Source organism: Halomonas sp. SL1 (assembly GCF_003030865.2).
Taxonomy (GTDB): Bacteria; Pseudomonadota; Gammaproteobacteria; order Pseudomonadales; family Halomonadaceae; genus Halomonas; species Halomonas halophila.
Window position 1 is genome coordinate 242,200 of the sequence record NZ_PYUQ02000011.1, and the last position, 26,745, is coordinate 268,944.

The window sequence follows — 26,745 nt, forward strand, 5'->3', positions numbered from 1 at the left end:
ATATCGTGTCTGCCTGAGATCAGGCCTGATCGCTGGCCGCAGCCAGCGGCGCGACCTGCCAGCCGCCGTCGGCGGGAACCAGGTGCCGCCGGCAGCGGTGTTCCTGCGGACCGGTGCGCTGCCCGGGCAACGCCTGGACGACCCGCTCGCCCTGCTCGCGCAGGGCCGTGATGGCCTCGGCCAGGCCCTCGCCCTCGGCCGGCGCCCAGATGCCGTCATGGGGCGGCTCGCTGGGCACCAGGTTGGCCAGCAGCTTGAGCTCCAGGGAGAAGCCGGTGGCCGGACGGGCGCGACCGAAGGCGCGACCGGTGTCATCGTAGCGGCCGCCCTTGGCCAGCGCCTGACTGTAGCCGGGCACGTGGGCGGCGAACATCATGCCGGTGTGGTACTGGTAGCCGCGCAGTTCGGCCAGGTCGAAGTAGAGCGCCACGTCGGGGTGCTCGGCGACCACGCCGGCGTGCAGGGCACGCAGCTGATCGAGCGCCGCCCCCACCGCCTGGGGCGCCTCGGCAAAGGCCTCGCGGGCCTGCTCCAGCACCTCGGGACCGCCGTGCAGCTCGCCCAGGGCGCACAGCATGGCCGCCATGGCCGGATCGCTGACGCTTTCCTCGAGCCGCGCGGCCAGCTCGCCGGGCGACTTGAGCTCGAGGGCCTCGAACACCGCCTTCTCCTGCTCGGCGCTCAGCTCGGCGGCTTCCACCAGGCTACGGTAGATGCCGATGTGGCCCAGCGCCAGGTGGATCTCCCCGGCGCCGGCGACCTGCAGGCTGGTCAGCGCCAGGCGCAGGATTTCGATGTCGGCCTCCAGGCCAGCGTGGCCGAACAGCTCGAGACCGACCTGAACCGGGCTGCGACCGCCCTGATGGGGGTCGGCCTTGGCGCGCAGCACGGTAGTGCAGTAGCACAGCCGCACCGGGCCCTGGCGCTTCAGCGAGTGGGCATCCATGCGCGCCACCTGGGGCGTGACATCGGCGCTGACGCCCATCATCCGACCGGTCATCTGGTCGGTGAGCTTGAAGGTCTGCAGATCGAGTTCGGTGCCGGTGCCGGTGAGCAGGGAGTCGAGGAACTCCACGGGGGGCGGCATCACCTGGTCGTAGCCCCAGCGATGGTAGAGATCGAGCAACGCCCGGCGCAGCTCCTCCATGCGGCTGGCCTGAGGAGGCAGCACCTCGTCCATGCCGTCGGGCAGTAGCCAGCGGTCAGCGATGGTCATGTCGTTCTTCCTGCAAGACGATGATTGGCCTTCGGCAAGCCTGGCGGCAGGGTGAATCACACGCCTGGCGGAGCGCCGGAGGGGAATGCCGGGAGTGGTCGGCCACAAAAAACGGCCACAAAAAAACCGGGCCACGCCCGGTTACAGGAGTCTATCACGTTTGGCGGCGGGAGGAACCCCGCACGAATGGAAGGGGCGGCCGAGGCCGCCCCTGTGAGCCATCACTCGTCGCGCTTACTCGCTGCCTTGCGCGGTCGGACTCTTGAGGTACTGGAAGAAGTCGCTGGACGGGTCCAGCACCAGCATGTTGCCGTCGCCCTCGAAGCTCGAGCGATAGGCATCCAGGCTGCGCCAGAAGGAGAAGAACTCCTCGTCCTTGCCGTAGGCCTCGGAATAGATGGCCGCGGCCTCGGCGTCGCCCTCACCGCGCAGGGTCTCGGAACGCTCGTTGGCCTGGGCCAGCAGCACCTGACGGCGGCGGTCGGCGTTGGCGCGAATGCGCTCGGACTCTTCCTGGCCCTGGGCACGCCACTCGCGGGCCTCGCGCTCGCGCTCGGAGCGCATGCGGTCGTAGACCGCCGAGGAGACGTCCTCGGGCAGGTCGATGCGCTTGACCCGGATATCGAGGATCGCCACGCCGAGCTCGTCGCGCATCAGATCGTTGAGCTCCTCGGTAGGCCCGGTCATCAGCTCGTCGCGCTGCTCGGAGATGATCTGCGAGAGGTTCAAACGGCCGAACTCGTTACGCAGACTCTCGTCGACCCGCGGCTGGATCAGCCGCACGGCCTGCAGTTCGTCGCCGGCGGTGGCCTCGTAGTAGCGGGTGGGGTTAACCACCTGCCACTTGACGTAGGAGTCCACGATCACCGCCTTCTGCTCGAGAGTCAGGTAGCGGCTGGCATCGGTGTCCAGCGTCAGCACCCGGGTGTCGAACTTGCGGATGGTCTGGGTGATCGGGATCTTGAAGTGCAGACCCGGCTGGATGTTCTCCTCGACCACCTCACCGAAACGCAACTTCACGGCGCGTTCGGTCTCGTCGATCACGTAGAGGCTGTTGCTGGCCAGCCAGGCCACGGCGGCCAGGCCGCCGACGATGAGCAGGGAACGGTTATTGATCATCGTTAACGGCCCTCCCGGCTGATTCCGTTGCTGCGAGCACTGCGGCTGTCACTGCTGCCGTCGGCCTGGCTGGCGCTCAGGCGCTCGAGGAGCTGAGGGTCCATCGACACGCGGTCGTCGCCCTGGCCGCCGGCGGCACCGGTGCCGCCGCGGCTCAGGCGATCCATCGGCAGCACCATCAGCGGTGCGTCGTCGTTGACGTCGACCATCACCTTGGCGGTGTCGCCGTAGACGTCGGTCAGGGCGTCGAGGTAGAGGCGCTCGCGCATGATGGCCGGCGCATCCTGGTACTGGGTCAGCAGCGCGTTGAAGCGGTTGGCCTGACCGCGCGCCTCGGCCACCACCGATTCGCGATAGCCCTGACCCTGTTCGACGATGCGCTGGGCCTGGCCCTGGGCGGCCGGGATCACGGCGTTGGCATAGGCCATGGCCTGGTTGATGGTGCGCTGGCGATCCTCGCGGGCCCGGATGACGTCGTCGAAGGCGTCCTGCACCGCGTCGGGCGGCGAGGTGGACTCGACGTTCAGGGTCTGCAGGCGGATGCCGGTGCCGTAGCTGTCCAGGTAGGACTGCAGGCGGCTGGCCACCGCGGTGCCGAGGATCTCACGGCCGGAGGTCAGGATGTCGATCATGTCGGTGCCGCCGACCACGTGGCGCAGCGCACTGTCCAGGGCATTCTCGAGCGAGAGCTCCGGATTGCGCACGTTGAGCACGTAGCCGCGCGGATCGGCGACCTGATACTGGGCCGAGATCTCGACGGAGACGATGTTCTCGTCCTGGGTGAGCATCGACTGGGTCTGGCTGACCGAGCGCACCCGCGTCACGTTGACCATGCGCACGTCATCGATCAGCGGCGGGTTCCACTGCAGGCCGGGGGTGACCACTTCCTGGAACTTGCCGAACCGCAGCACCACGCCGCGCTCGGACTGGTCGACCAGGTAGAAGCCGGACGCGGCCCAGATGGCCAGGGCCACGATCAGCAGCAGGCCGGGCAGCGCGAAGGCGTTGCGCGGCTTGCCGCCGCCACCGCCCTTGCCACCGTTGCCGCCGCGCTTGCCGCGACCGCCCAGCATGCCGTTGAGCTTGTCCTGAAACTTCTTCAGGGCCTCGTCGAGGTCGGGCGGCCCCTGATTGTTGCCGCCACCGCCGCGGTTGCCACCGCCGCCGTTACCGCCGCGGCGCCCTCCCCCGCTCCAGGGGTCGTGCTGGTTGCCGCCGCCACCGGGCTCATTCCAGGCCATACGTCGTCTCCACTCTGCGTTGCGTTCCGCCGCGCGCTGCGGCGCGACGGGCATCGGTTGCGATCCTTGTGGTGCCGACCCTGGTGTGTCGGCACCCGAAGGCGACTCTTTATTACGTGCTCGTGATTCCGGGCTCGCTGTTCCGGGCTCGTTCCTGTCTCATCCGCGCCTCGCGGTTCCCCGCTCACTGCTCCCAGAGGGGGCGATCCTGCAGGGCCTCCGGCAGATAGTCATCGGCGCGCTCGCCGAGCCGCGCCATCAGCTGCAGGAAATCTCGCCGCGGCAGCCGGACCTCGAGCTGGGTACGGCCCATCTCGTCGAAGCGTTCCTCACGCACCGCGCCCAGCTCGTGCAGGCCGGCGCGCAGCTTGCCCTGCTGAGGCTCCAGGGTGACGTCGAAGTCGATGATGTCGTCGGCCAGGCACTCGGAGAGCGCCTGCTCGAACAGCTCCAGGCCCTTGCCGTCGCGGGCCGACAGCCACACCGTCTCGGGCATGCCGTCGGCGCCGCGCTCGATGCGCGGGGCGCTGTCGAACATGTCGATCTTGTTCATCACCTTGAGCGTCGGCACCTCCAGGGCGCCGATCTCGTCGAGCACCTCTTCCACCTGGCTCACGTTCAGGTCGCGGTCGGCGTCCGCCGCGTCGATCACGTGGACCAGCAGGGTGGCCTCGGCGGCCTCCTGCAGGGTGGCCTGGAAGGCCTCCACCAGCTTGTGCGGCAGGTGGCGGATGAAGCCCACGGTATCGGCCAGTACCACCGGTCCCACGTCCTCGATCTCGAGGCGCCTGAGCGTCGGGTCGAGAGTAGCGAACAGCTGGTCGGCCGCATAGACCTGAGAGGCGGTCACGGCGTTGAACAGCGTCGACTTGCCGGCGTTGGTGTAGCCGACCAGCGAGACGCTGGACACCTCTGCCCTGGAGCGCGCGCGCCGGTTCTGGTGGCGCTGGCTGCGGACCTTGTCGAGGCGCTTGTGAATTGCCTTGATACGCCCGCGCAGCAGCCGGCGGTCGGTCTCGAGCTGGGTCTCGCCCGGGCCACGCAGGCCGATGCCGCCCTTCTGGCGCTCGAGGTGGGTCCAGCCGCGCACCAGGCGCGTCGACATGTACTCGAGCTGGGCCAGCTCGACCTGCAGCTTGCCCTCGTGGGTCCGCGCCCGCTGGGCGAAGATGTCGAGGATCAGGCCGGTACGGTCGAGCACGCGACACTGGAGCGACTGCTCGAGGTTGCGCTGCTGGGAGGGGCTCAGGGCATGGTTGAAGATGACCAGCTCGGCCTTGTGGACCTGCAGCGCCTCGCGCAGCTCCTCGGCCTTGCCCGAGCCGATGAAGGAACGGGGGTCGGGCCGGCTACGCGAGCCGGTCAGCAGAGTGGCCGGCTCCGCGCCGGCCGAGCGCACGAGCTCGAGGAACTCGCCTGGGTCTTCGCGCTCTTGCTCGTCCTGGAAGTCGACATGGACGAGTACCGCCGTTTCACCGGCGTCGGGACGTTCAAAAAACAATCAATACCTCACGCATTGCTTTCCGACGGCGCATCGGGGGCCGGCAGCCGCACGTTGCGCGACGGCACAACGGTGGAGATGGCGTGCTTGTAGACCATCTGGCTGACGGTGTTGCGCAGCAGGATCACGAACTGATCGAAGGATTCGATCTGGCCCTGCAGCTTGATGCCGTTGACCAGGAAGATCGAGACCGGAATGCGCTCCTTGCGCAGGATGTTCAGGTACGGATCTTGAAGGGACTGCCCTTTGGACATGTTGCTCTCCCTGAATTGTTTCTGGAGTTAATCGTTCAGTGCTCGCCCCGTCCGGGGGCGACACGGGTAACCGATGAGCCCGGTCGTACGGCCGCTCGAAACGACCATCTTACGCTAAGTCCCGAATTCGCGCACCAGTTTCAGGAGCTCGTCGAGCGGCGCGGCGCCCAGGCTGTCGACCCAGTGCAGCTCGGGCCAGCGGCGCATCCAGGTCAGCTGTCGCTTGGCCAGCTGACGGGTGGCGACGATGCCGCGGTGACGAAAGGTCGCATGATCGACCTCGCCGTCGAGATACTCCCACCCCTGACGATAGCCCACGCTCTTCATCGACGGGAGGTCCGGTGTCAGATCGCCTCGCGCCTTGAGCGCCGCCATCTCGTCGAGGAAGCCGGCCTCGAGCATGGCGTCGAAACGCCGGGCGATGCGCACGTGCAGCACGGCGCGATCGGCGGGCGCGAGCCCTATCGACAGCGGCCGCCAGGGAAAGGTTTCGGGATGCTGTTCGTTCCACAGCTCGGTAAGCGACCGGCCGCTGACGCGATACACCTCCAGCGCCCGCATCAGCCGCTGGGGATCGTTGGGATGGATGCGCTCGGCGGCCGCCGGGTCGACCCGCGCCAGCTCGGCATGCAGGCCGGACAGGCCCAGGCGCTCGGCGTCGCGTTCCAGCTCGGCGCGCACCTCGGCGTCCGCCGAGGGCAGATTGGCCACGCCCTCCAGCAGGCGCTTGAAGTACATCATGGTGCCACCGACCAGCAGCGGCACTCGGCCGGCCGCGGTGATCTCGGCCATCTCGCGCAGCGCGTCCTCGCGGAACTCCGCCGCCGAGTAGGGCTCGGCCGGGTCGCGGATGTCGATCAGCCGATGCGGCGCGCGGGAAAGCTCGTCGGCGGAGGGCTTGGCGCTGCCGATGTCGAGGCCGCGATAGACCATCGCCGAGTCGACGCTGACCAGCTCGCAGCCCAGCCGCTCGTGCAGCTCGATGGCCAGGTCGGTCTTGCCCGCGGCGGTGGGGCCCATCAGGAAGATGGCGGGTGGGCGGGTGTCATGCATCGTCGTTTATTGACCTCTCAGGAAGAGGCGATCCAGTTCTTTCATGCTCAGCTCGGTCCAGGTCGGCCGGCCGTGGTTGCACTGGCCACTGCGCTCGGTGATCTCCATGTCGCGCAGCAGGGCGTTCATCTCCTCGACCGTCAGCTGACGGTTGGCACGCACGCTGCCGTGGCAGGCCATGGTGGCCAGCAGTTCGTTGATGTGCGCCTCGAGGCGATCCGAGCGGCCGTAGCGCTCGAGGTCGCCCAGCATGTCGCGGATCAGCGGCTCGACGTCGGCGTCGACCAGCAGCGTCGGCACCTGGCGCACCAGCAGCGTCTCGGGGCCGGCCACATCGAGCTCCACGCCCAGCCGGGCGAAGGCCTCGTGCTCGGCCTCGGCGGTGGCCACCTGGGCGGCGCTGGCGGCGAGCGACACCGGCACCAGCAGCGGCTGCGCTTCAAGCGCTCCACCGTGCACCTGGGTCTTCATGCGTTCGTAGACGATGCGCTCGTGAGCGGCGTGCATGTCGACGATCACCATCCCGCGCTCGGTCTGGGACAGGATATAGACGCCGTGCAGCTGGGCCACGGCGTAGCCCAGCGGCGGCGCCTTGGTGGCGTCCTCTTCCGGCATCGCCGGGCGAGGCGCGGCCCCGGGCGTCGACTCGGACGGCGCCGCAGCCGGGCCCTCGGCAGAGGCGGTGACCGTGGCACCGAACGGCGCGCGCGCCTGGCGCTCGGCCAGCGCCACGTCGGCGGCGGCTCCGCCGGCCCCCGGCGCGGCGGGCTGGGGCGTCAGCAGGCTCTCCTCGTGCTCGGGATGCAGCGCCCGATAGCCCTCCATAAAGGCCCTGACCCGATCGGGGTTCACGCCGCGAGACGATTCCTCCTCACGGCCGTGCAGCGCCATGGGCTGCTGCTGCCAGGCGGGCTGGGGCGCGGCCTCGCGGACCTCTCCGGTCCGGGGCGACGCCTCGGCGGGTGCGGCACCGCTCGCCTCGTCCTCCTCCGCGTCGCCACCGGCGCTGGCCCCGGCCCGGGCCTCGCCCAGCGCCCGGTGCAGGCTGGAGAACAGGAAGTCGTGGACCATGCGCCCGTCGCGGAAGCGCACCTCGTGCTTGGTCGGGTGCACGTTGACGTCGACCACCGTCGGGTCGACCTCGAGATACAGCACGAACACCGGATGGCGGCCATGAAACAGCACGTCGCGGTAGGCCTGGCGGATGGCGTGGGCCACCAGCCGGTCGCGCACCACCCGGCCGTTGACGAAGAAGTACTGCTGGTCGGCCTGGGCCCGGGAATGGGTCGGCAGTCCGACCCAGCCCCACAGGCGCAGCCCGCCGGTCTCCAGGTCCAGGTGCAGGGCATTCTCCAGGAAGCCCTTGCCGAGCAGCGCCTGCAGGCGCCGCTCGTGGCCCACCAGGTCGCCGCCGGGGCGCAGCTGATGGATGGTCTTCTGGTTGTGGCGCAGCACCCAGCCGACGTCGAGCCGCGACAGCGCCTGGCGGCGGAAGGCCTCCTCGACGTGGCCGAACTCGGTCTTCTCGGTGCGCAGGAACTTGCGCCGCGCCGGGGTGTTGAAGAACAGGTCGCGCACCGTCACCGAGGTGCCGCGCGGATGCGGCGACGGCGTGACCCTCGGCTCCATGCGCCGGCCCTCGACCACCACCCGCCAGCCACCGGTGGGATCGTCCTGGGTGTTCGAGACCAGCTCGAGCCGCGACACCGAGCTGATCGAGGCCAGCGCCTCGCCGCGGAAGCCAAGGCTGGCCACGCCCTCGAGGTCCTCGAGGGAGGCGATCTTGCTGGTGGCATGACGCGACAGCGCCAGCGGCAGGTCGTCCTCGTCGATGCCGCCGCCGTCGTCGCGCACCCGGATCAGCCGGGCGCCGCCGGACTCGAGCTCCACCTCGACGCGGGTCGCGCCGGCGTCGATGGCGTTCTCGACCAGCTCCTTGACCACCGAGGACGGCCGCTCGACCACCTCGCCGGCGGCGATCTGGTTGGCCAGCCGGGGATCGAGGATCCGGATATGTGAGTTATCGCTCATAACGCTCCCGTGCTCCGCTCACGAACGGGGAATCTGCAGCACCTGCCCGACCCGGATCACGTCGCCGTTCAGCTCGTTGGCCTGTCGCAGCTGCGCCACTGGCACGCCGTGGCGGGCGGCAATCTCGGACAGGGTGTCGCCGGGCTGGATGCGATATTCGTTGCCGCCGGTGTCGCGCCCCTGGTCGCGCTGCCAGGCCAGCAGGCTGGCCGGCGGCGGGTTGCGCCGGAAATGCGCCCGGATGCCGCCGAACACCGCGTCCATCATCCGGTCCTGATAGCCCGGCTGCTGCAAGCGACGCTCCTCGTCGGGATTGGAGATGAAGCCGGTCTCGACCAGCAGCGAGGGAATGTCCGGCGACTTGAGCACCACGAAGCCGGCCTGCTCGACGCGCGGCTTGTGCAGGTCGTTGATCCGCCCCAGCCGGTCGAGCACCTGACCGCCGATGGTCAGCGAGTCGTTCAGGGTCGCGGTCATGGTCAGGTCGAGCAGCACGCCGCGCAGCACCTCGTCCTTGTCGTCCAGCGACAGGTTGCCGTCGACGCCGCCGATCAGGTCGGAGCGATTCTCGGAGGCCGCCAGCCACTGGGCGGTCTCGGAGGTCGCCCCGCTCTGGGACAGCGCGAACACCGAGCTGCCGTGGGGCCGCGGGCTGCGGAAGGCGTCGGCGTGGATCGAGACGAAGAAATCGGCCTTCTGCTCCCGGGCGATGCGAGTGCGCTGACGCAGACCGACGTAGTAGTCGTCGTCGCGAATCATCACCGCCTTGAAGCCCTCGGTGGCGTTGATCTTGCGCGCCAGCCGGCGTCCCATCTCCAGCACCACGTCCTTCTCCCGGGTGCCGCTGGGCCCGATCGCCCCGGGGTCCTCGCCACCGTGCCCCGGGTCCACGGCGATGATGATATCGCGCTTGGGATGCGGCTGGGCCGGCTCCTGCACCGGCGCCGAATCGACGACATCGCGCCCTTGCACCCGAGCCTGTGCCTGGGCGCGGTCGGCGGCGATCTCCTGATCGCGGATCATCGCCTCGATGGGATCGATCGGGTCCTCCACGGCGCTCTCGCCGGGATACTCGAGATCGACCACCAGGCGGTGACCGTACTGTTCGTTGGGCGCCAGCCTGAAGTGGCGCGGCTCGACCTCGCGATTGAGCTCCAGCACCACGCGCAGGTCATCGCCGTCGCGCACGCCGGTGCGCACGTCGCTGATGGCGCTGCCCTCGAGGTCGAGCCGCTCGACGTCGGCGGCCAGGCGGGTGTCCGCAAGGTCGATGACCAGCCGGCGCGGATCGTCGAGGCTGAACACATTGGCCTCGGCCGAGGACGACAGGTCGAACACCAGCCGCGCATGGTCGGGGGCCGCCCACAGGCGCAGGTTGTCGACGCTGGCCGCGAAGGCCGCGGACGGCATCAGCGCCGCCAGCGCCAGCAGGCCGCCGAGCAGACGCCGGGACACGTTGCCCCGACTCATGAGAGGCGGCCGCCTTGCGAACCCGTCGCCCCGGGCTGCTCTGCCTCGGGCCGCTCTGCTGCAGACAAAGAGGCATCGGCGGCCAGGCGCTCGAGCACCGCGCGGCCGTGGTCGCTGCCGGCGGCCAGCGTCGCCCGGCGGCCCTCGCCGTCCAGGCTCAGCGCCACCGTCAGGTCCGGCGTCGGCAGCCAGCCCTCGCCGCGGGCCGGCCACTCGATCACGCACAGCGCGTCGTCGGCCAGCAGGTCTCGGCCGCCGATGAACTCGAGCTCCTCGGGGTCGCCCAGGCGGTAGAGGTCGAAGTGGTTCACGCGCACCGTCTCGAGCTCGTAGGGCTCGACCAGGGTGTAGGTGGGGCTCTTGACCGCGCCGCGATGCCCGTAGGCGCGCAGGATGCCGCGGGTCAGGGTCGTCTTGCCCGCGCCCAGCTCGCCCTCCAGAAAGAGCAGGCCGTGGCCGTCGAGGGCCCGGCCGAGGGATTCGCCGAAGGCCACCTGACGGTCTTCGTTCTCGAGTCGCAGCTGCATCGTCATTCGCCCATCGTCGGGTTGACCAGAATTCGCGCACAGGATGCCAGATCGCCGGCCAGCAGGCCACGCTGGCCGCCCGCCGCGGCGGCCTCGTCGGCGGCCAGGGCGTGCACCATCACGCCGACCCGGGCGGCGCTCTCGCCGTCGAGCCCCTGGGCCAGCAGCGCGCCGAGGATGCCGGACAGCGCATCGCCCATGCCGCCGCTGGCCATGCCCGGATTGCCGTAGGGGCACACGGCGAGCCCCGAGGGCCCCGCGACCAGGCTGCCGGCGCCCTTGAGCACCACCGTGCCGCCGTAGCGGCGCTGCAGCTCGGCGGCCGCCGCCGGGCGGTCGGCCTCCACCTCGGCCGCACGCGTGCCGAGCAGGCGGCCGGCCTCGCCGGGATGCGGCGTCAGCAGCCAGTCGTCCCGCCTGAGCCCGGTGAAGCGGCTCGCCAGCAGGTTCAGGGCATCGGCATCGACCACCAGCGGCCGGCCGGCATCGAGGGCGGCCTGCAGCATCGCCTGGCCCCAGCTTCCTTGCCCCAGCCCGGGGCCGACGACGAGCACATCGGCCTGCGACGGCAGCTCGCCGAGATCGGCGGCGCCGCGCACGCCGTGGACCATCACCTCGGGGCGGCGCACCAGACTCGCGGTGACATGCTCCGGCGCGGTGGCCAGGCTGACCTTGCCGGCGCCCAGCCGGGCGGCGTGCTCGGCGGCCAGCAGCGCCGCTCCGCCGAAGCCCGGCGCCCCGCCGAGCACCAGCGCATGGCCGGCATCGCCCTTGTGGGCGTCCCGCGGGCGCGGCGGCAGCGCCGCGGCGATGGCGCCGCGGTGGAGCAGCTCGGCCGCCGGCACCATGTCGGCCGCGGCCGAGTCGGGGGCGTCGAGCCCGCGGAAGATCACCTCGCCGGTCAGCGCCGGGGCGCGGCCGGTGTGCAGCCCCAGCTTGTCGCCGATGAAGGTGACGGTCCGCGTGGCCTTCACCGCCACGCCGAGCTCGGCGCCGGTGTCGGCGTGCACGCCGGAGGGAATGTCGATGGCCAGCACCGGCCGCTCGGCCGCGTTGATCGCGGCGATGGCCTCGCGGAAGTCGCCGCGCACCTCGCCGGCAAGCCCGGTGCCAAGCAGCGCGTCGACCACCACCTCGCCGGCAAGCGTGAGCCCCGGCCGCCAGGGCTCGAGCCCCACGCCCGTCGCGGTGGCCATGTCGGCGGCCAGGCGGGCATCGCCCGTCAGCGCCTCCACCGGCTTGAGCGCCACACGCTGCACCGCCCAGCCCTCGACGGCGGCCAGCGCCGCCAGCACGTGGCCGTCGCCGCCGTTGTTGCCGGCGCCGCACAGCACGCTGAGCGAGCGGGCCTCTGGCCAGGCCTCGCGCAGCAGCTGCCAGGCCGATGCCGCGGCGCGCTGCATCAGCGCGAAGCCCGCGATGCCGGCGGCGATGGTACGACGGTCCAGCTCGCGGACCTGCTCGGCGCGATACAGCGCCCGGCCGGATGCCTCGGACGATGCCGTCATTCCCTGTCTCCCTTCAAGGCGATGCTTTACCATAGACGTTCCACGAAGTGTGTCCTGTCTCCCGCCGCTCGCCAAGCGTCGCGGCGCCTTTCCGAACGGTGTTTCCTCAATCATGACCCAGCCGTCTCCCACGGGCGACGCCCCCGATCGTCTCACTCAACAGACCGACTTGGCCGAGCTGGCCGAGCGCATCAAGACCTGGGGCCGCGAACTCGGCTTCCAGCAGGTGGGCATCGCCGACGTCGACCTGGCAGAGGACGAGGCGCGCCTGCAGCGCTGGCTCGACGCCGGTCATCACGGCGAGATGGGCTTCATGGCCAAGCACGGCACCAAGCGCACCCGCCCCGCGGAGCTCGAGCCCGGCACGGTGCGGGTGATCAGCGTGCGCCTGGACTACCTGCCGCCGGAGGTGGAAACCACCAGGATGCTGGCGCGGCCGGAGAAGGCCTACGTCTCCCGCTACGCGGTCGGGCGCGACTACCACAAGCTGATGCGCAAGCGCCTGGCGAGCCTTGCCAAGCAGATCCAGGCCGAGATCGGCCCGTTCGGCTATCGCGCCTTCGTCGATTCCGCCCCTGTGATGGAGCGCGGCCTGGCGCGCAAGGCCGGGCTCGGCTGGTTCGGCAAGAACGCCATGCTGCTGAATCCGAAGGCCGGCTCGCTGTTCTTCCTCGGCGAGCTCTACACCGACCTGCCGCTGCCGGTCGACGAGCCCTTCGAGGCGGAGCACTGCGGCAGCTGCAGCGCCTGCCGCACGGCCTGCCCCACCGACGCCATCGTCGAGGACAAGGTGGTCGACGCGCGACGCTGCATCTCCTACCACACCATCGAGCTGCACGGCGCCATTCCCGAGGAATTCCGCGCCGCCATGGGCAACCGGGTGTTCGGCTGCGACGACTGCCAGCTGGTGTGCCCCTTCACCCGCTTCACCCGAGCCAGCCAGGAAGCCGACTTCGCGCCGCGCCACGACCTGGACCGCGCTGACCTGGTCGCGCTGTTCGCCTGGGGCGAGGAGGAGTTCCTGGACAAGACCGCCGGCAGCCCGATCCGCCGGATCGGCTACGAGCGCTGGCTGCGCAACCTGGCGGTGGGGCTCGGCAATGCGCCCTGGAGCGAGACGGTGGAGGCCGCGCTGCGCGCCCGGCTGGCGTATCCCTCGGACCTGGTCCGCGAGCACGTGCGCTGGGCGCTGGCGCGGCAGCAAGAGAAGCGGCAGCGGGTGATTGCGGTTGCCGGTGAGGGGTAAGGAGAAGCGCCACGGGGTCAGACCCTTAAGTGCCCTTAGGCGCGGAGCACCTAAGGGCACTTAAGGGTCTGACCCCTCATTATTCTGGGCCCGGACTACTCCTCCTCGTCGCCGTCCTCGTCCTCGAGGCGCAGGAAGGTCTGGCGATAGTGCGCCAGCTCGGCGATCGATTCCTTGATGTCGTCCATCGCCAGATGGACGTTGCGCTTGCTGAAGCCGACCAGCGCGCCCGGGTTCCAGCGCTTGGCCAGTTCCTTGACGGTCGAGACGTCCAGGTTGCGATAGTGGAAGAAGGCCAGCAGCTCGGGCATCTCGCGCTCGAGGAAGCGGCGGTCCTGGTGGATGCTGTTGCCGCACATCGGCGAGCTGCCCGGCGCCACGTGCTCCTTCAGGAACGCCAGCGTCTCCTGCTCGGCCTTGGCGGTGTCGACGGTGCTGGCCTTGACCCGCGAGACCAGCCCCGAGGCGCCGTGGGTCTTCTGGTTCCAGTCGTCCATGCCCTCGAGCAGGGCGTCCGGCTGGTGGACGGCGATCACCGGCCCCTCGGCGACCACGTTGAGCTCGGCGTCGGTGACCAGGGTGGCCACCTCGATGATGCGTTCGCGGTTCGGGTCGAGCCCGGTCATTTCCAGGTCGATCCACACCAGGCGCTGGGTGCGCGGATCCTGGGCATCTTGGTTCGCGGCCATGGGACGTTCCTTGGTCGTGCGGCCGGCGACAGCCGGCCCCGTTGATGAGTACAATGCCGCCATTGTACCGACCTTCGGGCCCTCATGAGCAAACGCAAGTTGACCCGCCAGCAGCGCTGGCGCATCGAGAAGATCCAGGCCGAACGCGCCAAGCGCGCCGACAAGCGCGGCCAGCAGGATGCCGAAAAGCTCGACGCCGGCGAATACGGCGCCGAACAGCCCGGGCGAGTGATCGCCCACTTCGGCCGCACCCTGGACGTGCGCCCGGAGGGCGACGGCGTCCCGGTGCGCTGCCACCTGCGCGCCAACCTGGAAGGGCTGGTGACCGGCGACCGGGTGATCTGGCGCGCCGGCGAAGACGGCAGCGGCGTAGTGGTGGCCCGCGGCGAGCGCGCCAGCGTGCTCGAGCGCCCCGATCCCCGGGGCCAGCTCAAGCCGGTGGCCGCCAACATCGACCAGATCCTGATCGTGTTCGCCGTGGAGCCCGAGCCCCACGCCAACCTCATCGACCGCTACCTGGTGGCCGCCGAGGCCACCGGCATCGCGCCGGTGCTGGTGCTCAACAAGGCCGACCTGCTGCCCGAGGACGGCGGCGAGCTCGGCGCGCTGCTGGAACGCTACGCGGCGCTGGGCTATCCGGTGGTGACCACCACCACTGCCCGCGACGGCGGCCTGGACGCCCTCCATCGGCGGCTGGCCGGCCGCACCTCGGTGTTCGTCGGCCAGAGCGGGGTCGGCAAGTCCTCGCTCATCGACCGCCTGCTGCCGGACGAGGAACTGCGCATCGGCGCGCTGTCAGAGGACTCGCGCAAGGGCCGCCACACTACCACCACCGCCCGGCTCTACCGCTTCGCCTCCAGCGAGCAGGACGACGCCGAGGCCGGCGAGCTGATCGACTCCCCCGGCATCCGCGAGTTCGGCCTGATCCACCTGGACGAGGATCAGGTCGCCGAGGGCTTCATCGAGTTCCGCGAGCACATCGGTCGCTGCCGCTTCCGCGACTGCCGCCACCGCAAGGAGCCGGGCTGCGCGCTGCTGGCCGCTGTCGAGAGCGGCGAGATTCACGCCGACCGCTTTGCCAGCTACCGCCGTATCGTCGATAGTCTCGAAGAGAGCTGAGAGCACAACGGCACGCCCGAGCCAGGACGTTAAGGCCAGAAAGATCAAGGAGAGCCCCATGAGTTCAGAAGACAACCTGCTGCCGCTGATCGTCGAGCCCGAGCAGCTCGAAGCGCAGCTGGACGCCCCTTCGCTGCTGATCATCGACGTGCCGCTGAAGGCCGAGAGCCATGAGCAGGGCCACGTGCCCGGCGCCGTCTATCTGGACCCCAAGCGGCTGCTCCGCGGCGAGGGCGACGTGCCCAACGAGGCGCCGGACGCCGAGGCGCTGTCGGCGCTGTTCTCGTCGCTGGGGCTGACCCGGGACACCCACGTGGTGGCCTACGACGACGAGGGCGGCGGCTGGGCCGGCCGGCTACTGTGGACCCTGGAGCTGATCGGCCACACCCGCTACTCCTATCTCAACGGCGGCATTCACGCCTGGCGCGCCGCCGGGCTGCCGACCTCCACCGAGACGACCGCCCCCGCGCCCAGCGACTATCAGGCCGAGATCCTCCATCCCGAGGTGGCGATCGACTGCGTCGAGCTGACCGAGCGCCTGGGCGAGAAGGGCTTCGCGATCTGGGACGCCCGCACCCGCGCCGAATACGACGGCGAAAAGGGCGACAACAAGCGGCTCGGCCACATTCCGGGTGCGGTGAACCTGGACTGGCTCGACGCCATGGACAAGGCGCGCGACCTGCGCATCCGCGACTACGCGGAGCTCATCACCGAGCTCGAGACGCTGGGCCTGACGCCGGACATGGAAGTGATCACTCACTGCCAGACCCACCACCGCAGCGGCCTCACCTGGCTGGTGGGCAAGGCGCTCGGCTTCGAGAAGATGCGCGCCTACCCCGGCTCCTGGAAGGAATGGGGCAACCGCGACGACACGCCGATCGAGAAATAAGCTGGAAGCTGGAAGCTGGAAAAAAAGCATGAACCCGGCCATCAAGCGGCCAAAGGTTTTCTTCCAGCTTCCAGGCGCGAAGCGCCGCTCTTCCAGCTTCAAGCTAACCGGTCATATCATTGATCTCATCGACATCGCCGAACTCCGATTCACCGCATAACCGGAATGCTCTCCTCGTGACCCCAGCCAAGCTGTTCGCCCTGATCCAGTATCCCCTGCCCCACCACCTGCTCTCGCGGCTGATCGGCCGGCTCGCCGACTGCCGGGTGTCCTGGGTCAAGGACCTCGCCATTCGCGCCTTTATCCGCCAGTTCAAGGTGGACATGGGCGAGGCCCACCAGCCGGACCCGAGCGCCTATCCGAGCTTCAACGCGTTCTTCACCCGGCCGCTGAAGGACGGCGCCCGCCCCATCGGCGAGGGGCTGGTCTCGCCGGCCGACGGCACCCTCTCGCAGTTCGGGCGCCTCGAGCACGGCCGGCTGATCCAGGCCAAGGGCCACGACTTCACCGCCGCCGACCTGCTGGGCGGCGACCTGGAAGCCGCCGGGCGCTATCGCGACGGCAGCTTCGCCACCGTCTATCTCTCGCCCAGCGACTACCACCGCGTGCACATGCCGGTGGCCGGCACGCTCAAGGAGATGGTCTACGTGCCGGGCCGGCTGTTCTCGGTCAACGCCGCTACCACCCACCACGTGCCCAACCTCTTCGCCCGCAACGAGCGCCTGGTGTGCCACTTCGACACCGAGCACGGCCCCATGGCGCTGGTGCTGGTCGGCGCCATGATCGTCGCCGCCATCGAGACCGTGTGGGCCGGGCAGATCACGCCCCTGCCCCGCGGCGGCGTGCAGCGCATCCGCTTCGACTCCCCGGTGCATCTCGAGCAGGGCGAGGAGATGGGCCGCTTCAAGCTCGGCTCCACCGTGGTGATGACCTTCGCCGAGCCGGTCGATTTCAACGGCCTGGACGCGGAACAGACGGTCAGGATGGGCCAGCGGCTCGGCGAGTTCGGCTGACACCAACCGTCCGGCTCCCTGCGTCACCCTCGAGCCGCCAACGAACAGGGCCCACTCGGATGAGTGGGCCCTGTCGTTTCCGGCCGATCATGTCACGTCACGATCGCCAGAGGCTCAGCTCGAGCGCTCCAGTTCGATCTCGACCGGCAAGCGCACGGCCCTCTTCGGCTTGCCCAGGATTTGAACGCCCATGGCGACGATGAAGATCCCCGCAAAGACCGGCGTCGGGATCTTGCCGAAGAAATGCAGCGCCAGGGTGGCCAGGATGATCGGCACCGTCACCAGCACTACGCGAGAATACTTCTTCGCCGCCTCTTCCATCTGGCGAAGATGGCTGGACAGCGTCTCGCGCGACGCCCCTGCCACGAGATCGTCGGCCCCGCACTTGGGGCACTCGGCCGTCTCGTTGCGCAGCAGGCGCAGCGCATGGCGATGCCGCAGGCCGACCCGTTCCTGGCATGCCGGGCAGACATAGGTGGCGATCTTGATACCCGAATCTTTCATGATGTTTTTCCCACCATCTTGTCTACGAAGTCTTTGAGCCAATAGCGGCCCGGACGAGGCAACCTGCCGATACGCCCGGGCGATTGGACCATGAGCCATGCCAGAAGGCCAGTCGGCTCGGCTCTCGCCACCCTCCTCAGGCCCTTGGCGTGGCGAAAGCCATCACCTCGGCCACGCTGTCCCGGTCCAGCGCCAGCTGGAACAGACGATCTAACCCCAGGGCCACGCCGCTGCCCGCCGGCATGCCGGCCTCGAGCGCGGCCAGCAGGCGCTCGTCCACGTCGACCTCGGCCAGGCCGGCGGCGCGACGGGCGGCGTTGTCCTCCTCGAAGCGGGCGCGCTGCTCCGCGGCATCGGTGAGCTCGTCGTAGCCGTTGGCGAGCTCGAGGCCGTGCCGGTAGACCTCGAAGCGCGAGGCGACCCACTCGCCGTCCTCCGGGTCGCGATGTCGACGTGCCAGCGCCGCCTGGCTGGCCGGATAGTCCACCACCACGTCGATGCCATCGCGGCCCAGCTGCGGCTCGATGGCCAGGCTGATCAACAGATCGAGGCAGTCGTCGCGTGAGGCCGCGGCCATGTCGAGCCCGCCGGTCTCGGCGGCCCGGCGACGCAGGGCATCGAGCGGTTCGCGGAAGGGATCGAGCCCGAGGTGTTCGCAAAACAGCTCACGATAGCGGCGACGGCGCAGCGGGCCGGGATTGGACGGCAGCACGTGGCGGATCAGCGCATCGGTCTCGGCGATCAGGCCGTCCAGGTCGAGGCCCGGGCGGTACCACTCCAGCATGCTGAACTCGAGGTTGTGGCGCCCGCCCACCTCGCCGTCGCGGAAGCTGCGGGCGATCTGGAAGATCGCTCCGCTGCCGGCGGCCAGCAGCCGCTTCATGGCGAACTCCGGCGAGGTCTGCAGCCACAGCCGCTCGCGGCCGGCCGGCGTCACGGCCTCGCAGTACAGCGAGGCCAGGTGCACGTCGGTGCTGCCGCCATGCCCGAGCACCGGCGTCTCCACCTCCCACACGTCGCGCTCGGCGAAGAAGGCCCGCACCTCGGCCATCAGCCGCGCGCGCTCGCGCAGCGTCGCGATCTCGGCCGTGGGCCGCCAATCAATGGTCATCGATCTTTCTCCACAAACGACAAAGGCCACGCATGCACACGTGGCCTTCGGAGCTGGAAGCTGGAAGCTGGAAGCTGGAAGCTGGAAGCTGGAAGCTGGAAGCTGGAAGCTGGAAAACAGCTTGTCGCCCAACCCTTGAGTCAAGAGTGCTTCTTCGCGCTTCAAGCTCCCGGCGAAGCCGAGTCGGCTTTACTTCCAGCTTCCAGGCGCGAAGCGCCGCTCTTCCAGCTTCGAGCTCGAGCCCGGGCGAAGCCCGAAATCAAGCGCGGGAGACGTACTCGCCGCTCCGCGTATCGACTTTCAAGACTTCGCCCTGGTTGATGAACAGCGGCACGCGCACCACGGCGCCGGAGGACAGGGTCGCCGGCTTGGAGCCGCCCTGGGCGGTGTCGCCCTTGAGGCCGGGGTCGGTCTCGGTGACCTCGAGCTCGATGAAGTTCGGCGGGGTCACGGCGATAGCGTTGTCGTTCCACAGGGTCACGGTGTAGACCACCTGCTCCTTGAGCCACTTGTCGGTCTCGCCCAGGGCCTTCTTCTCCACGGCGTACTGCTCGAAGGAACCATCGGTCTTCATGAAGTGCCACATGTCGCCGTCGGTGTAGACGTACTCCATGTCCAGCTCGAGCACGTCGGCGCCTTCCAGGGACTCGCCGGACTTGAAGGTGCGTTCCCAGACGCGACCGGTCATCAGGTTGCGCAGCTTGACGCGATTGAAGGCCTGGCCCTTGCCCGGCTTGACGTAGTCGTTCTCGAGGATGGCGCAGGGGTCGCCATCCAGCATGACCTTCAGACCGCCCTTGAATTCGTTGGTAGAATAGTTCGCCATGATGATCGTTCCATATTCCAGCGCGCCGGCGGCCGAAGCCGCGGGCGCGAGCAAGCAAATGACAATGGCCGAGGGACAAGCCCTCGCTCGCCTCGAAGTGTGCCACGCATGATAACCCGAAGCCCGATTCCTTTGCAGTGCCGGCCCGCCACGCCTGCGCCCGGCGCCTGGCAGGCGCAGCTGGCCGGCGCGATCCGCGACCCGCACGAACTCTGCCGCCGCCTGGGCCTCGCCCCGGAGTGGATGCCCGGCGCCGAGGCCGGCCATGCGCTGTTCGAGGTGCGGGTGCCGGAAGCCTATCTCGCCCGCATCCGCCCCGGCGACCCAAGCGACCCACTGCTGCGACAGGTCCTGCCGCTCGGCGAGGAGGCCGAGGCCGCGCCCGGTTTCGTCGCCGACCCGCTCGAGGAGGCCGACCATAGCCCTCGGCGCGGGCTGATCCACAAGTACGCCGGCCGGGTGCTCTTGATCGCGAGTCCCGCCTGCGCGGTGAACTGCCGCTACTGCTTCCGCCGCCACTTCCCCTACGAAGAGAACGCGCCCTCGCGGGCCCAGTGGGAGGAGACGCTTTCCTACCTGCGCGACGACGCCTCCATTCACGAGGCGATTCTCTCCGGCGGCGACCCGCTGGCGGCCAGCGACCGCCAGCTTGCCTGGCTGGTCGAGCGCCTCGAGGCCATTCCGCACCTCAGGCGGCTGCGGATCCACACCCGGCTGCCGGTGGTGATCCCCGACCGCATCGACGATGCCCTGCTCGACTGGCTCGGCGGTACGCGGCTGCAGAAGGTCATGGTGCTGCACATCAACCACACCCGGGAAATCGACGAGGCGGTGATCGAGGCCTGTCGGCGGCTGCAGGCCGCGGGCGTGACGCTGCTCAACCAGAGCGTGCTGCTGCGCGGGGTCAACGACGACGTCGATACGCTGGCCGCGCTCTCCGAGCGGCTGTTCGAGGCCGGCATCCTGCCCTACTACCTGCACGTGCTGGACCCGGTGGCAGGCGCCGCCCACTTCGACGTGACCGACGAGGCGGCCCGTGCGCTGGTCGCCGAGCTGCGCCGGCATCTGCCCGGCTTCCTGATGCCGACGCTGGTCCGCGAGGTGCCGGGCGAGGCCAGCAAGACGCCGCTGTAGGCGGCCCGGATAAGACAGCACCGGTGGCGGATGGCGGCACGGGGTCAGACCCTTAAGCCCCCTTAGGAACGGAGTTCCTAAGGGGGCTTAAGGGTCTGACCCCACAGCGGGCTTACCACAGCGAGCTTAAAGAAAACCCGAAGGTCTGGGCCTTCGGGTTTTCTTGTAGCTCGGCGCTTGTAGCTTGGCGCTGTTAAGCCAGCGTTTCGGCGGTCACGTTGGCCGCCGGCTCCTCGGTGGAGTGCTTGCGGTTGATCGCGCTCAGCACGCCCTTGATCGAGGCGCTGGTGATGCTCTCGTCGGTGCCGACGCCGAACACCGCCTCGCCGTTGACGCGTACCTCCACGTAGGCAATCGCCTCGGCATCGGCGCCCTGGCCGCGGGAGTGCTCGTGGTAGTCGATGATCTCGACGTCATGGCCCTCGCCGGCCAGCGCCTTGACGAAGGCCGCCAGCGGACCGTTGCCCTGGCCCTGGATGACGCGGCGCTCGCCGCCTTCCTCGACGGTCGCGTCGAGGGTCACGGTGGGGCTGTCCGGCTCGGAGGACATGCGATGGCTGATCAGGGCGAAGGGCTCGCGCTGCTCGAGGTACTCGTCGACGAAGGCCTGATAGATCATCTCGGAGGTGATCTCCTTGCCCAGCCGATCGGCCACTTCCTGCACCACCTGGCTGAACTCGATCGACAGGCGGCGCGGCAGCTCGATACCGTGCTCCTGCTCGAGCAGATAGGAGACGCCGCCCTTGCCGGACTGGCTGTTGACGCGGATCACCGCCTCGTAGCTGCGGCCCACGTCGAGCGGATCGATCGGCAGGTAGGGCACCGCCCAGATGGCATCGGGGTCCTCACGACGCTCGGCCATGCCCTTCTTGATCGCATCCTGGTGGGAGCCGGAAAAGGCGGTGAAGACCAGATCGCCGACATAGGGATGGCGCGGGTGCACGGGCAGCTGGTTGCAGTACTCCACCTCGCGCATGATCGGCGTGATGTTGGAGAAGTCGAGGTTCGGGTGCACGCCCTGGGTGTAGAGGTTCATGGCCAGGGTGACGAGGTCGACGTTGCCGGTGCGCTCGCCGTTGCCGAACAGGCAGCCCTCGACGCGGTCGGCGCCGGCCATCACCGCGAGCTCGGCGGCGGCCACGCCGGTGCCGCGGTCGTTGTGCGGATGCACGCTGACGATCAGATGATCGCGCTTGGCGACGTGGCGGCAGAACCACTCCACCTGGTCGGCGTAGTTGTTCGGCGTGGCGCACTCCACGGTGGCCGGCAGATTGACGATCATCGGCTTGTCGACGCTGGCGCCATAGGTGGCCTCCACGGCATCGACGATCTCCACCGCGAAGTCCATCTCGGTGGTGGAGAACAGCTCCGGCGAGTACTGGAAGGTCCAGTGGGTCTCCGGGGCCGCCATCATGTGCTCGCGGATGCGGGTAGTGGCGTCCACGGCGATCTGGATGCACTCGGGCTTGCTGACGTTGAACACTACGCGGCGGAACACCGGATCGGTGGCGTTATAGACGTGGACGACAGCGTTTCTCGCCCCCTTGAGCGCCTCGAAGGTACGATCGATCAGGTGCGGGCGCGCCTGGGTGAGCACCTGGATGGTGACGTCTTCCGGCACCTTGTCGTCTTCGATCAGCGAACGCACGAAGTCGAAGTCGGTCTGGGAGGCCGAGGGGAAGCCCACCTCGATCTGCTTGAAGCCGATCTTCACCAGCAGGTCGAACAAGCGCTGCTTGCGCTCCTGGTCCATGGGATCGATCAGCGCCTGGTTGCCGTCGCGCAGGTCGACGGCGCACCACTGGGGCGGCGTCTCGATGCGCTTGCTCGGCCACTGGCGGTCGGGCAGGTCGACGGCCACGAAGGGACGGTACTTGGCGGAGGGGTTATCGAGCATCATGGCGGCGTTCTCCCGGAGCGTTTATCGGATTCAGAAACGGCGACGCCCCGACTGCCGTAAGGCAGTCGGGGCGTCGTCGAAGTGTTCGGTCATGACCATCGCGACCCCACGGACCGGTCGGGCGGCGCGTACGACACAGACAGGGGCAATGTTCATGGGAATGACAGTAGCGGTGCGGGACATGTGACAACCTCGAATTCGACCTGGACAGATGGGCGATGCAGACGGCATCGCCCGGCGCGCTCAGCGGCGGGCTAGTAGTCGTAGGTCGAGGACGAGGCTGTACGATGTCATGTTCATGCTCTCTAGAAAATCAGCCCGCGGACGCCTTGTCAACTCTCGCCGGCCGACGGGTCGTCATTCAGGTCGTGGCATCTGCCGTGCCGAGCAGGGTCAGCAGGTCGCGGGCATGCTCGGCGGCCTCCTGGCCGGTGGCGGTGAGATAGCCGCCATCGTCCTGTGTCACCAGGCCCTTGCGATGCAGACGCCGTGCGGCCTCGATCATCGCCGGCTCGGCGCTGGAGTGCACCTTGATGCCCTCCTGATGATTGTTCGGATTGAACATACCAAGCATCTTGAGTTCGTCTAGCAGTTCCGGCGTGTAGCTGGGCTGAGGCATGGCGCATTCCTTGTCATTGTCGTGAGCCTCCTTCGACGCTACCCCGACTGAGCCGACGACGCCAGCGAAAACCGCCTCAACGCTCCTCCAGGTCACCCTGACGGTAGCCGATCAGGTAGAGCACCGCGTCCAGCCCCAGGGTCGAGAGCGAGTGACGGGCCTGCTGGCGGACCAGCGGCTTGGCACGGAAGGCGATGCCGAGGCCGGCCGCGGCCAGCATCTTCAGATCGTTGGCGCCGTCGCCCACGGCGATGGTCTGCTCCATGGAGAGCCCTTCGCGCTCGGCGATCTGACACAGCAGCTCGGCCTTGCGGTCGGCGTCGACGATCGGCTCGCGCACCTCGCCGGTGACCTTGCCGTCCTCGATCACCAGCTCGTTGGCGTGAACTTCGTCGAAACCAAGGCGATCCTTGAGGTAATGGGCAAAGTAGGTGAAGCCGCCGGAGAGGATCGCGGTGCGATAGCCGAGCCGCTTGAGCTGGCTCATCAGCCGCTCCAGCCCGTCCATCAGCGGCAGTGCCTCGGCGATCTCGGCCAGCACCGACTCGTCGAGGCCGCGGAGCTTCGCCATGCGCTCGCGGAAGCTCTGCTGGAAGTCCAGCTCGCCGCGCATGGCCCGCTCGGTGACCTCGGCCACCTCCTCAAAGACGCCGTGGCGGCGCGCCAGCTCGTCGATCACCTCGGCCTGGATCAGAGTCGAATCCATGTCGAAGCACACCAGCCGGCGATGGCGGCGCCAGATGGAATCTTCCTGCAGGGCGATGTCGACGCCGTGGGCCGCGCCCAGCGCCAGCGCCTTCTCGCGCAGGGCCTCGAGATCGACGTTGTCGCCGCGCAGCCAGCACTCCACGCAGGCGCCCTGGATGGCGTCATGCTCGCCGGGCACGCCGCCGTCCAGCGGCTCACGGCCGGAGAGCCGGTGGATCAGCTCCACGGTCAGGCCCTGCTCGGCGGTCAGCGCGCCGACCTCGGCCAGGATGCCGGCCGGCAGATGCGGCGCCAGCAGAGTCAGGATCAGCCGCGGCTGGCTGGCCTGCACGCTCCAGCGGTGATAGTCCTCGGCGCCGACCTGGATCGCCTGGACGTCGAGCCCCAGCCGATCGCCGGCGGCGGACAGCGCGCCTTCCAGGTCGCTTTCGCGGTCGAGCCCCACCAGGGCCTCCAGCGACACGATGCCGAAGGTCACGCTCTGGTTGATGTCCAGCAGCCGCGCGCCGCTCTGGGCCAGGGCGCGGCCCAGGCCGGCCAGCTGACCGGGCTGGGCGGCGCCGGTGGCGCGGATGAGTAGTCGTCTAGTCATTGCAACCCCGATAGCTAGAAGCTCGAAGCTGGAAGCCGGAAGTGTGCCGGTTTCCAGCGCCGAGCCGGGTTTTCTTCACGCTTCAAGCTTCCTGCTTCAAGCTTTCGAGTCGATCGACCTTCTGCAGGCCCCGGGGCAGCTTGCTGCCGCGCCGGCCGCGCTCGCCTCGATAGTAGTCGAGATCGTCGGCCTTGAGCGTCAGCTTGCGCTTGCCGGCGTGCACCACCAGGGTATCGCCGGGTGCCAGCAGCGTCAGGTCGCGCAGGAACTCCTCGCGCCGCGCGGCCCGAGCGCCGGGGATGTCGAGCATCTTGTTGCCCTTGCCCTTGGCCATCTCCGGCAGCTGGTCGAGCGGGAACACCAGCAGCCGCCCCTCGTTGGAGACCGCCGCCACGCTAACGCCTTCCCCTTCCGGCACCGCCCGCGGCGCGACCACGTTGCAGCCCTGGGGCACGCTGAGCACCGCCTTGCCGGCCTTGTTCTTGGCGGTCAGCGCCTCGAGGTGGGCGACGAAGCCGTAACCACCGTCGGTGGCCAGCAGGTAGCGGGTGGTCGGTGGCGCCAGCAGCACCCCGGCCATGTGGGCGCCGGCGGCCACGTTGACCCGGCCGGTGACCGGCTCGCCCTGGCTGCGCGCGCTGGGCAGGTTGTGGGCGCTCAACGTATAGGCGCGGCCGGTGTCGTCGAGCAGCACCAGCGGCTGGTTGGTCTTGCCGCGGGCGGCCAGGTGGAAGCGGTCGCCGGCCTTGTAGGAGAGCCCCTCGGGATCGATCTCGTGGCCCTTGGCGGCGCGGATCCAGCCCTTCTCGGAGAGCACCACGGTGATCGGGTCGGCGCCGAGCAGCTCGACCTCGGACAGCGCCTTGGCCTCCTCGCGCTCGACCAGCGGCGAGCGACGCGCGTCGCCGTAGTCCGCGGCGGCCTGGCGCAGCTCTTCCTCGATCAGGTCGGTCAGCGCGGCCTCGGAGCCGAGCAGCTCCTCCAGGCGGGCGCGCTCGGCCTCGAGGTCGTCCTGCTCGCCGCGGATCTTCATCTCCTCGAGCTTGGCCAGGTGGCGCAGGCGCAGCTCGAGGATCGCCTCGGCCTGGCGCTCGCTGAGCCCGAAGGCCTCGATCAGCGCGGCCTTGGGCTCGTCCTCCTCGCGGATGATGCGGATCACCTCGTCGATGTTGAGGTAGGCCGTGAGCAGGCCCTCGAGGATGTGCAGGCGATCCTGGACCTTGCCCAGCCGATGCTCGAGACGACGACGCACGGTACTGCGGCGGAAGCGCAGCCACTCGCCGAGCAGGTCGGGCAGCGGCATGACCCGCGGCCGGCCGTCGAGGCCGATCACGTTCATGTTGACGCGCACGTTCTTCTCGAGATCGGTGGTGGCGAACAGGTGCGCCATCAGCGCCTCGATGTCGACCCGGTTGGAGCGCGGCTCGATGACCAGCCGGGTGGGCTCCTCGTGGGTCGACTCGTCGCGCAGGTCGGCCACCATCGGCAGCTTCTTGGCCTGCATCTGGGCGGCGATCTGCTCGAGCACCTTGGCGCCGCTGACCTGGTAGGGCAGCGCGGAGATCACCACGCTGCCCTCCTCCAGGCCGTAGCGGGCGCGCATCTTCACCGAGCCGCGGCCGCTCTCGTAGATCTTGCGCAGCTCGCGATGCGGGGTGATGACCTCGGCGGCAGTGGGGAAGTCCGGCCCCGGCAGGCGCTCCATCAGATCGACGGTGGTGGCCTCGGGATGGCGCAGCAGGTGGCAGGTGGCCTCGACCACCTCGCCCACGTTGTGCGGCGGGATATCGGTGGCCATGCCCACGGCGATGCCGGTGCCGCCGTTGAGCAGCACGTGGGGCAGCCGCGAGGGCAGCACCACCGGCTCCTGCATGGTGCCGTCGAAGTTGGCGGTCCAGTCCACGGTGCCCTGCCCCAGCTCGCTGAGCAGGGTCTCGCTGAACTTGGACAGCCGCGCCTCGGTGTAGCGCATGGCGGCGAAGGACTTGGGGTCGTCGGGGCTGCCCCAGTTGCCCTGGCCGTCCACCAGCGGATAGCGATAGCTGAACGGCTGCGCCATCAGCACCATGGCCTCGTAGCAGGCGCTGTCGCCGTGGGGGTGGAACTTGCCGAGCACGTCGCCGACGGTGCGCGCCGACTTCTTGTACTTGGCGTTGGCGTTCAGCGCCAGCTCGCGCATGGCGTAGACGATACGCCGCTGGACCGGCTTCATGCCGTCGCCGATGTGCGGCAACGCCCGGTCGAGGATGACGTACATCGAGTAGTCGAGGTACGCCTTCTCGGTGTACTCGCGGAGGGACAGGCGCTCGACGTCGCCCTCCGCCACCTGGATATCCATGGTCATGGGTTCGGGGCCCTATCTGCCATCATGGAAACTTCGCGGGCCGTGCCCGCACGATACGTTCTGGAAAAGCTCGAAGCTGAAAGCTTGAAGCTGGAAGTTGCCCCCGGAACATTGCGGGTTTTCTTCCAGCT

At 69.1% G+C, this 26,745-nt stretch carries 24 protein-coding genes; 6 read left to right on the forward strand and 18 right to left on the reverse strand.

Annotation, left to right across the window (positions count from 1 at the left end; all coding sequences use genetic code 11):
- Positions 1-19 precede the first annotated feature (19 nt).
- The 10 genes from C9J49_RS05200 to C9J49_RS05245 all read right to left on the reverse strand — a co-directional run bounded on the left by C9J49_RS05200 (position 20) and on the right by C9J49_RS05245 (position 11,920).
- Positions 20-1,216 carry an ATP phosphoribosyltransferase regulatory subunit gene (locus C9J49_RS05200; protein ID WP_107182298.1) on the reverse strand — a complete coding sequence of 399 codons (1,197 nt, stop codon included), beginning with the start codon at positions 1,214-1,216 and terminating at the stop codon, positions 20-22.
- A 234-nt stretch (positions 1,217-1,450) separates the two neighbouring features.
- Positions 1,451-2,335 carry a protease modulator HflC gene (gene hflC, locus C9J49_RS05205; RefSeq protein ID WP_107182297.1) on the reverse strand — a complete coding sequence of 295 codons (885 nt, stop codon included), beginning with the start codon at positions 2,333-2,335 and terminating at the stop codon, positions 1,451-1,453.
- A 2-nt stretch (positions 2,336-2,337) separates the two neighbouring features.
- Positions 2,338-3,576, reverse strand: a complete 1,239-nt coding sequence (gene hflK / locus C9J49_RS05210) for an FtsH protease activity modulator HflK (RefSeq protein WP_107182296.1) — start codon at positions 3,574-3,576, stop codon at positions 2,338-2,340.
- A 184-nt stretch (positions 3,577-3,760) separates the two neighbouring features.
- On the reverse strand, positions 3,761-5,077 hold the full coding sequence (hflX, locus tag C9J49_RS05215) for a ribosome rescue GTPase HflX (protein ID WP_107182295.1): 1,317 nt from the start codon (positions 5,075-5,077) through the stop codon (positions 3,761-3,763).
- Positions 5,078-5,085: 8 nt separating this feature from the next.
- A complete protein-coding gene (hfq, locus tag C9J49_RS05220) occupies positions 5,086-5,331 on the reverse strand; it encodes an RNA chaperone Hfq (RefSeq protein WP_016855436.1) in 246 nt (81 codons plus the stop codon).
- Between the two features lie 114 nt (positions 5,332-5,445).
- A complete protein-coding gene (miaA, locus tag C9J49_RS05225; protein WP_107182294.1) occupies positions 5,446-6,384 on the reverse strand; it encodes a tRNA (adenosine(37)-N6)-dimethylallyltransferase MiaA in 939 nt (312 codons plus the stop codon).
- A 6-nt stretch (positions 6,385-6,390) separates the two neighbouring features.
- Positions 6,391-8,415, reverse strand: coding sequence for a DNA mismatch repair endonuclease MutL (gene mutL / locus C9J49_RS05230; RefSeq protein ID WP_107182293.1), 2,025 nt, complete (start codon positions 8,413-8,415; stop codon positions 6,391-6,393).
- An 18-nt stretch (positions 8,416-8,433) separates the two neighbouring features.
- Positions 8,434-9,885 carry an N-acetylmuramoyl-L-alanine amidase gene (locus C9J49_RS05235; RefSeq protein ID WP_107182292.1) on the reverse strand — a complete coding sequence of 484 codons (1,452 nt, stop codon included), beginning with the start codon at positions 9,883-9,885 and terminating at the stop codon, positions 8,434-8,436.
- Positions 9,882-10,412: a tRNA (adenosine(37)-N6)-threonylcarbamoyltransferase complex ATPase subunit type 1 TsaE gene (gene tsaE / locus C9J49_RS05240; protein ID WP_258393795.1), complete on the reverse strand. Its 531-nt coding sequence runs from the start codon at positions 10,410-10,412 to the stop codon at positions 9,882-9,884. Before tsaE ends, C9J49_RS05235 begins: the two co-directional genes overlap by 4 nt.
- A 2-nt stretch (positions 10,413-10,414) precedes the next feature.
- Positions 10,415-11,920: an NAD(P)H-hydrate dehydratase gene (locus tag C9J49_RS05245; RefSeq protein WP_107182290.1), complete on the reverse strand. Its 1,506-nt coding sequence runs from the start codon at positions 11,918-11,920 to the stop codon at positions 10,415-10,417.
- A gap of 112 nt (positions 11,921-12,032) precedes the next feature.
- Between C9J49_RS05245 and queG the strand changes: the two genes are divergently transcribed.
- Positions 12,033-13,166 (forward strand): tRNA epoxyqueuosine(34) reductase QueG, encoded by a 1,134-nt coding sequence (gene queG / locus C9J49_RS05250; protein ID WP_107182289.1) that lies wholly within the window; start codon positions 12,033-12,035, stop codon positions 13,164-13,166.
- Positions 13,167-13,261: 95 nt separating this feature from the next.
- On the opposite strand, the gene orn is transcribed toward queG, so the two are convergent.
- Positions 13,262-13,855 (reverse strand): oligoribonuclease, encoded by a 594-nt coding sequence (orn, locus tag C9J49_RS05255; RefSeq protein ID WP_107182288.1) that lies wholly within the window; start codon positions 13,853-13,855, stop codon positions 13,262-13,264.
- Between the two features lie 84 nt (positions 13,856-13,939).
- On the opposite strand from orn, the gene rsgA reads away from it, so the two are divergent.
- Genes rsgA through asd form a run of 4 tightly spaced genes read left to right on the forward strand, consistent with a single transcriptional unit; the run spans position 13,940 to position 16,876 of the window.
- Positions 13,940-14,974: a small ribosomal subunit biogenesis GTPase RsgA gene (gene rsgA / locus C9J49_RS05260; protein ID WP_107182287.1), complete on the forward strand. Its 1,035-nt coding sequence runs from the start codon at positions 13,940-13,942 to the stop codon at positions 14,972-14,974.
- A gap of 58 nt (positions 14,975-15,032) precedes the next feature.
- Complete coding sequence (locus C9J49_RS05265; protein ID WP_046079154.1) at positions 15,033-15,863, forward strand: sulfurtransferase; 831 nt, start codon at positions 15,033-15,035, stop codon at positions 15,861-15,863.
- A gap of 28 nt (positions 15,864-15,891) precedes the next feature.
- Complete coding sequence (locus C9J49_RS17310) at positions 15,892-16,023, forward strand: hypothetical protein (protein ID WP_258393786.1); 132 nt, start codon at positions 15,892-15,894, stop codon at positions 16,021-16,023.
- A gap of 16 nt (positions 16,024-16,039) precedes the next feature.
- Complete coding sequence (gene asd, locus C9J49_RS05270) at positions 16,040-16,876, forward strand: archaetidylserine decarboxylase (RefSeq protein WP_046079155.1); 837 nt, start codon at positions 16,040-16,042, stop codon at positions 16,874-16,876.
- Between the two features lie 114 nt (positions 16,877-16,990).
- On the opposite strand, the gene C9J49_RS05275 is transcribed toward asd, so the two are convergent.
- From C9J49_RS05275 to efp, 3 genes are all read right to left on the reverse strand, one after another.
- The gene (locus C9J49_RS05275; protein WP_107182286.1) at positions 16,991-17,380 is read right to left on the reverse strand and encodes a hypothetical protein; all 390 of its coding nucleotides are present in this window, start codon (positions 17,378-17,380) and stop codon (positions 16,991-16,993) included.
- A 136-nt stretch (positions 17,381-17,516) separates the two neighbouring features.
- The gene (gene epmA, locus C9J49_RS05280; protein ID WP_107182285.1) at positions 17,517-18,491 is read right to left on the reverse strand and encodes an EF-P lysine aminoacylase EpmA; all 975 of its coding nucleotides are present in this window, start codon (positions 18,489-18,491) and stop codon (positions 17,517-17,519) included.
- A 259-nt stretch (positions 18,492-18,750) separates the two neighbouring features.
- Positions 18,751-19,317 carry an elongation factor P gene (gene efp / locus C9J49_RS05285; RefSeq protein ID WP_016856108.1) on the reverse strand — a complete coding sequence of 189 codons (567 nt, stop codon included), beginning with the start codon at positions 19,315-19,317 and terminating at the stop codon, positions 18,751-18,753.
- Positions 19,318-19,425: 108 nt separating this feature from the next.
- Here efp and epmB point away from each other — a divergent pair, with 108 nt between their 5' ends.
- Entirely contained in the window at positions 19,426-20,451 is a 1,026-nt protein-coding gene (gene epmB, locus C9J49_RS05290; protein ID WP_107182284.1) for an EF-P beta-lysylation protein EpmB, read from the forward strand.
- Positions 20,452-20,644: 193 nt separating this feature from the next.
- Here the strand turns inward: epmB and leuA are convergent, their stop codons facing one another.
- The 4 genes from leuA to parC all read right to left on the reverse strand — a co-directional run bounded on the left by leuA (position 20,645) and on the right by parC (position 26,614).
- Entirely contained in the window at positions 20,645-22,351 is a 1,707-nt protein-coding gene (gene leuA, locus C9J49_RS05295) for a 2-isopropylmalate synthase (protein WP_107182283.1), read from the reverse strand.
- A 361-nt stretch (positions 22,352-22,712) separates the two neighbouring features.
- Complete coding sequence (locus tag C9J49_RS05300; protein WP_107182282.1) at positions 22,713-22,970, reverse strand: TIGR02647 family protein; 258 nt, start codon at positions 22,968-22,970, stop codon at positions 22,713-22,715.
- Between the two features lie 76 nt (positions 22,971-23,046).
- Positions 23,047-24,270, reverse strand: coding sequence for a phosphoserine phosphatase SerB (gene serB, locus C9J49_RS05305; protein WP_107182281.1), 1,224 nt, complete (start codon positions 24,268-24,270; stop codon positions 23,047-23,049).
- A gap of 82 nt (positions 24,271-24,352) precedes the next feature.
- Positions 24,353-26,614 (reverse strand): DNA topoisomerase IV subunit A, encoded by a 2,262-nt coding sequence (gene parC / locus C9J49_RS05310; protein ID WP_046079183.1) that lies wholly within the window; start codon positions 26,612-26,614, stop codon positions 24,353-24,355.
- Positions 26,615-26,745: the final 131 nt, after the last annotated feature.

What these genes read in the sequence shown, in the direction of transcription:
- C9J49_RS05200 (WP_107182298.1), bottom strand. Translation starts at nt 1,216, where the DNA reads ATGACCATCGCTGACCGCTGGCTACTGCCCGACGGCATGGACGAGGTG.
- hflC (WP_107182297.1), bottom strand. Translation starts at nt 2,335, where the DNA reads ATGATCAATAACCGTTCCCTGCTCATCGTCGGCGGCCTGGCCGCCGTG.
- hflK (WP_107182296.1), bottom strand. Translation starts at nt 3,576, where the DNA reads ATGGCCTGGAATGAGCCCGGTGGCGGCGGCAACCAGCACGACCCCTGG.
- hfq (WP_016855436.1), bottom strand. Translation starts at nt 5,331, where the DNA reads ATGTCCAAAGGGCAGTCCCTTCAAGATCCGTACCTGAACATCCTGCGC.
- miaA (WP_107182294.1), bottom strand. Translation starts at nt 6,384, where the DNA reads ATGCATGACACCCGCCCACCCGCCATCTTCCTGATGGGCCCCACCGCC.
- mutL (WP_107182293.1), bottom strand. Translation starts at nt 8,415, where the DNA reads ATGAGCGATAACTCACATATCCGGATCCTCGATCCCCGGCTGGCCAAC.
- C9J49_RS05235 (WP_107182292.1), bottom strand. Translation starts at nt 9,885, where the DNA reads ATGAGTCGGGGCAACGTGTCCCGGCGTCTGCTCGGCGGCCTGCTGGCG.
- tsaE (WP_258393795.1), bottom strand. Translation starts at nt 10,412, where the DNA reads ATGCAGCTGCGACTCGAGAACGAAGACCGTCAGGTGGCCTTCGGCGAA.
- C9J49_RS05245 (WP_107182290.1), bottom strand. Translation starts at nt 11,920, where the DNA reads ATGACGGCATCGTCCGAGGCATCCGGCCGGGCGCTGTATCGCGCCGAG.
- queG (WP_107182289.1), top strand. Translation starts at nt 12,033, where the DNA reads ATGACCCAGCCGTCTCCCACGGGCGACGCCCCCGATCGTCTCACTCAA.
- orn (WP_107182288.1), bottom strand. Translation starts at nt 13,855, where the DNA reads ATGGCCGCGAACCAAGATGCCCAGGATCCGCGCACCCAGCGCCTGGTG.
- rsgA (WP_107182287.1), top strand. Translation starts at nt 13,940, where the DNA reads ATGAGCAAACGCAAGTTGACCCGCCAGCAGCGCTGGCGCATCGAGAAG.
- C9J49_RS05265 (WP_046079154.1), top strand. Translation starts at nt 15,033, where the DNA reads ATGAGTTCAGAAGACAACCTGCTGCCGCTGATCGTCGAGCCCGAGCAG.
- C9J49_RS17310 (WP_258393786.1), top strand. Translation starts at nt 15,892, where the DNA reads ATGAACCCGGCCATCAAGCGGCCAAAGGTTTTCTTCCAGCTTCCAGGC.
- C9J49_RS05275 (WP_107182286.1), bottom strand. Translation starts at nt 17,380, where the DNA reads ATGAAAGATTCGGGTATCAAGATCGCCACCTATGTCTGCCCGGCATGC.
- epmA (WP_107182285.1), bottom strand. Translation starts at nt 18,491, where the DNA reads ATGACCATTGATTGGCGGCCCACGGCCGAGATCGCGACGCTGCGCGAG.
- efp (WP_016856108.1), bottom strand. Translation starts at nt 19,317, where the DNA reads ATGGCGAACTATTCTACCAACGAATTCAAGGGCGGTCTGAAGGTCATG.
- epmB (WP_107182284.1), top strand. Translation starts at nt 19,426, where the DNA reads ATGATAACCCGAAGCCCGATTCCTTTGCAGTGCCGGCCCGCCACGCCT.
- leuA (WP_107182283.1), bottom strand. Translation starts at nt 22,351, where the DNA reads ATGATGCTCGATAACCCCTCCGCCAAGTACCGTCCCTTCGTGGCCGTC.
- C9J49_RS05300 (WP_107182282.1), bottom strand. Translation starts at nt 22,970, where the DNA reads ATGCCTCAGCCCAGCTACACGCCGGAACTGCTAGACGAACTCAAGATG.
- serB (WP_107182281.1), bottom strand. Translation starts at nt 24,270, where the DNA reads ATGACTAGACGACTACTCATCCGCGCCACCGGCGCCGCCCAGCCCGGT.
- parC (WP_046079183.1), bottom strand. Translation starts at nt 26,614, where the DNA reads ATGACCATGGATATCCAGGTGGCGGAGGGCGACGTCGAGCGCCTGTCC.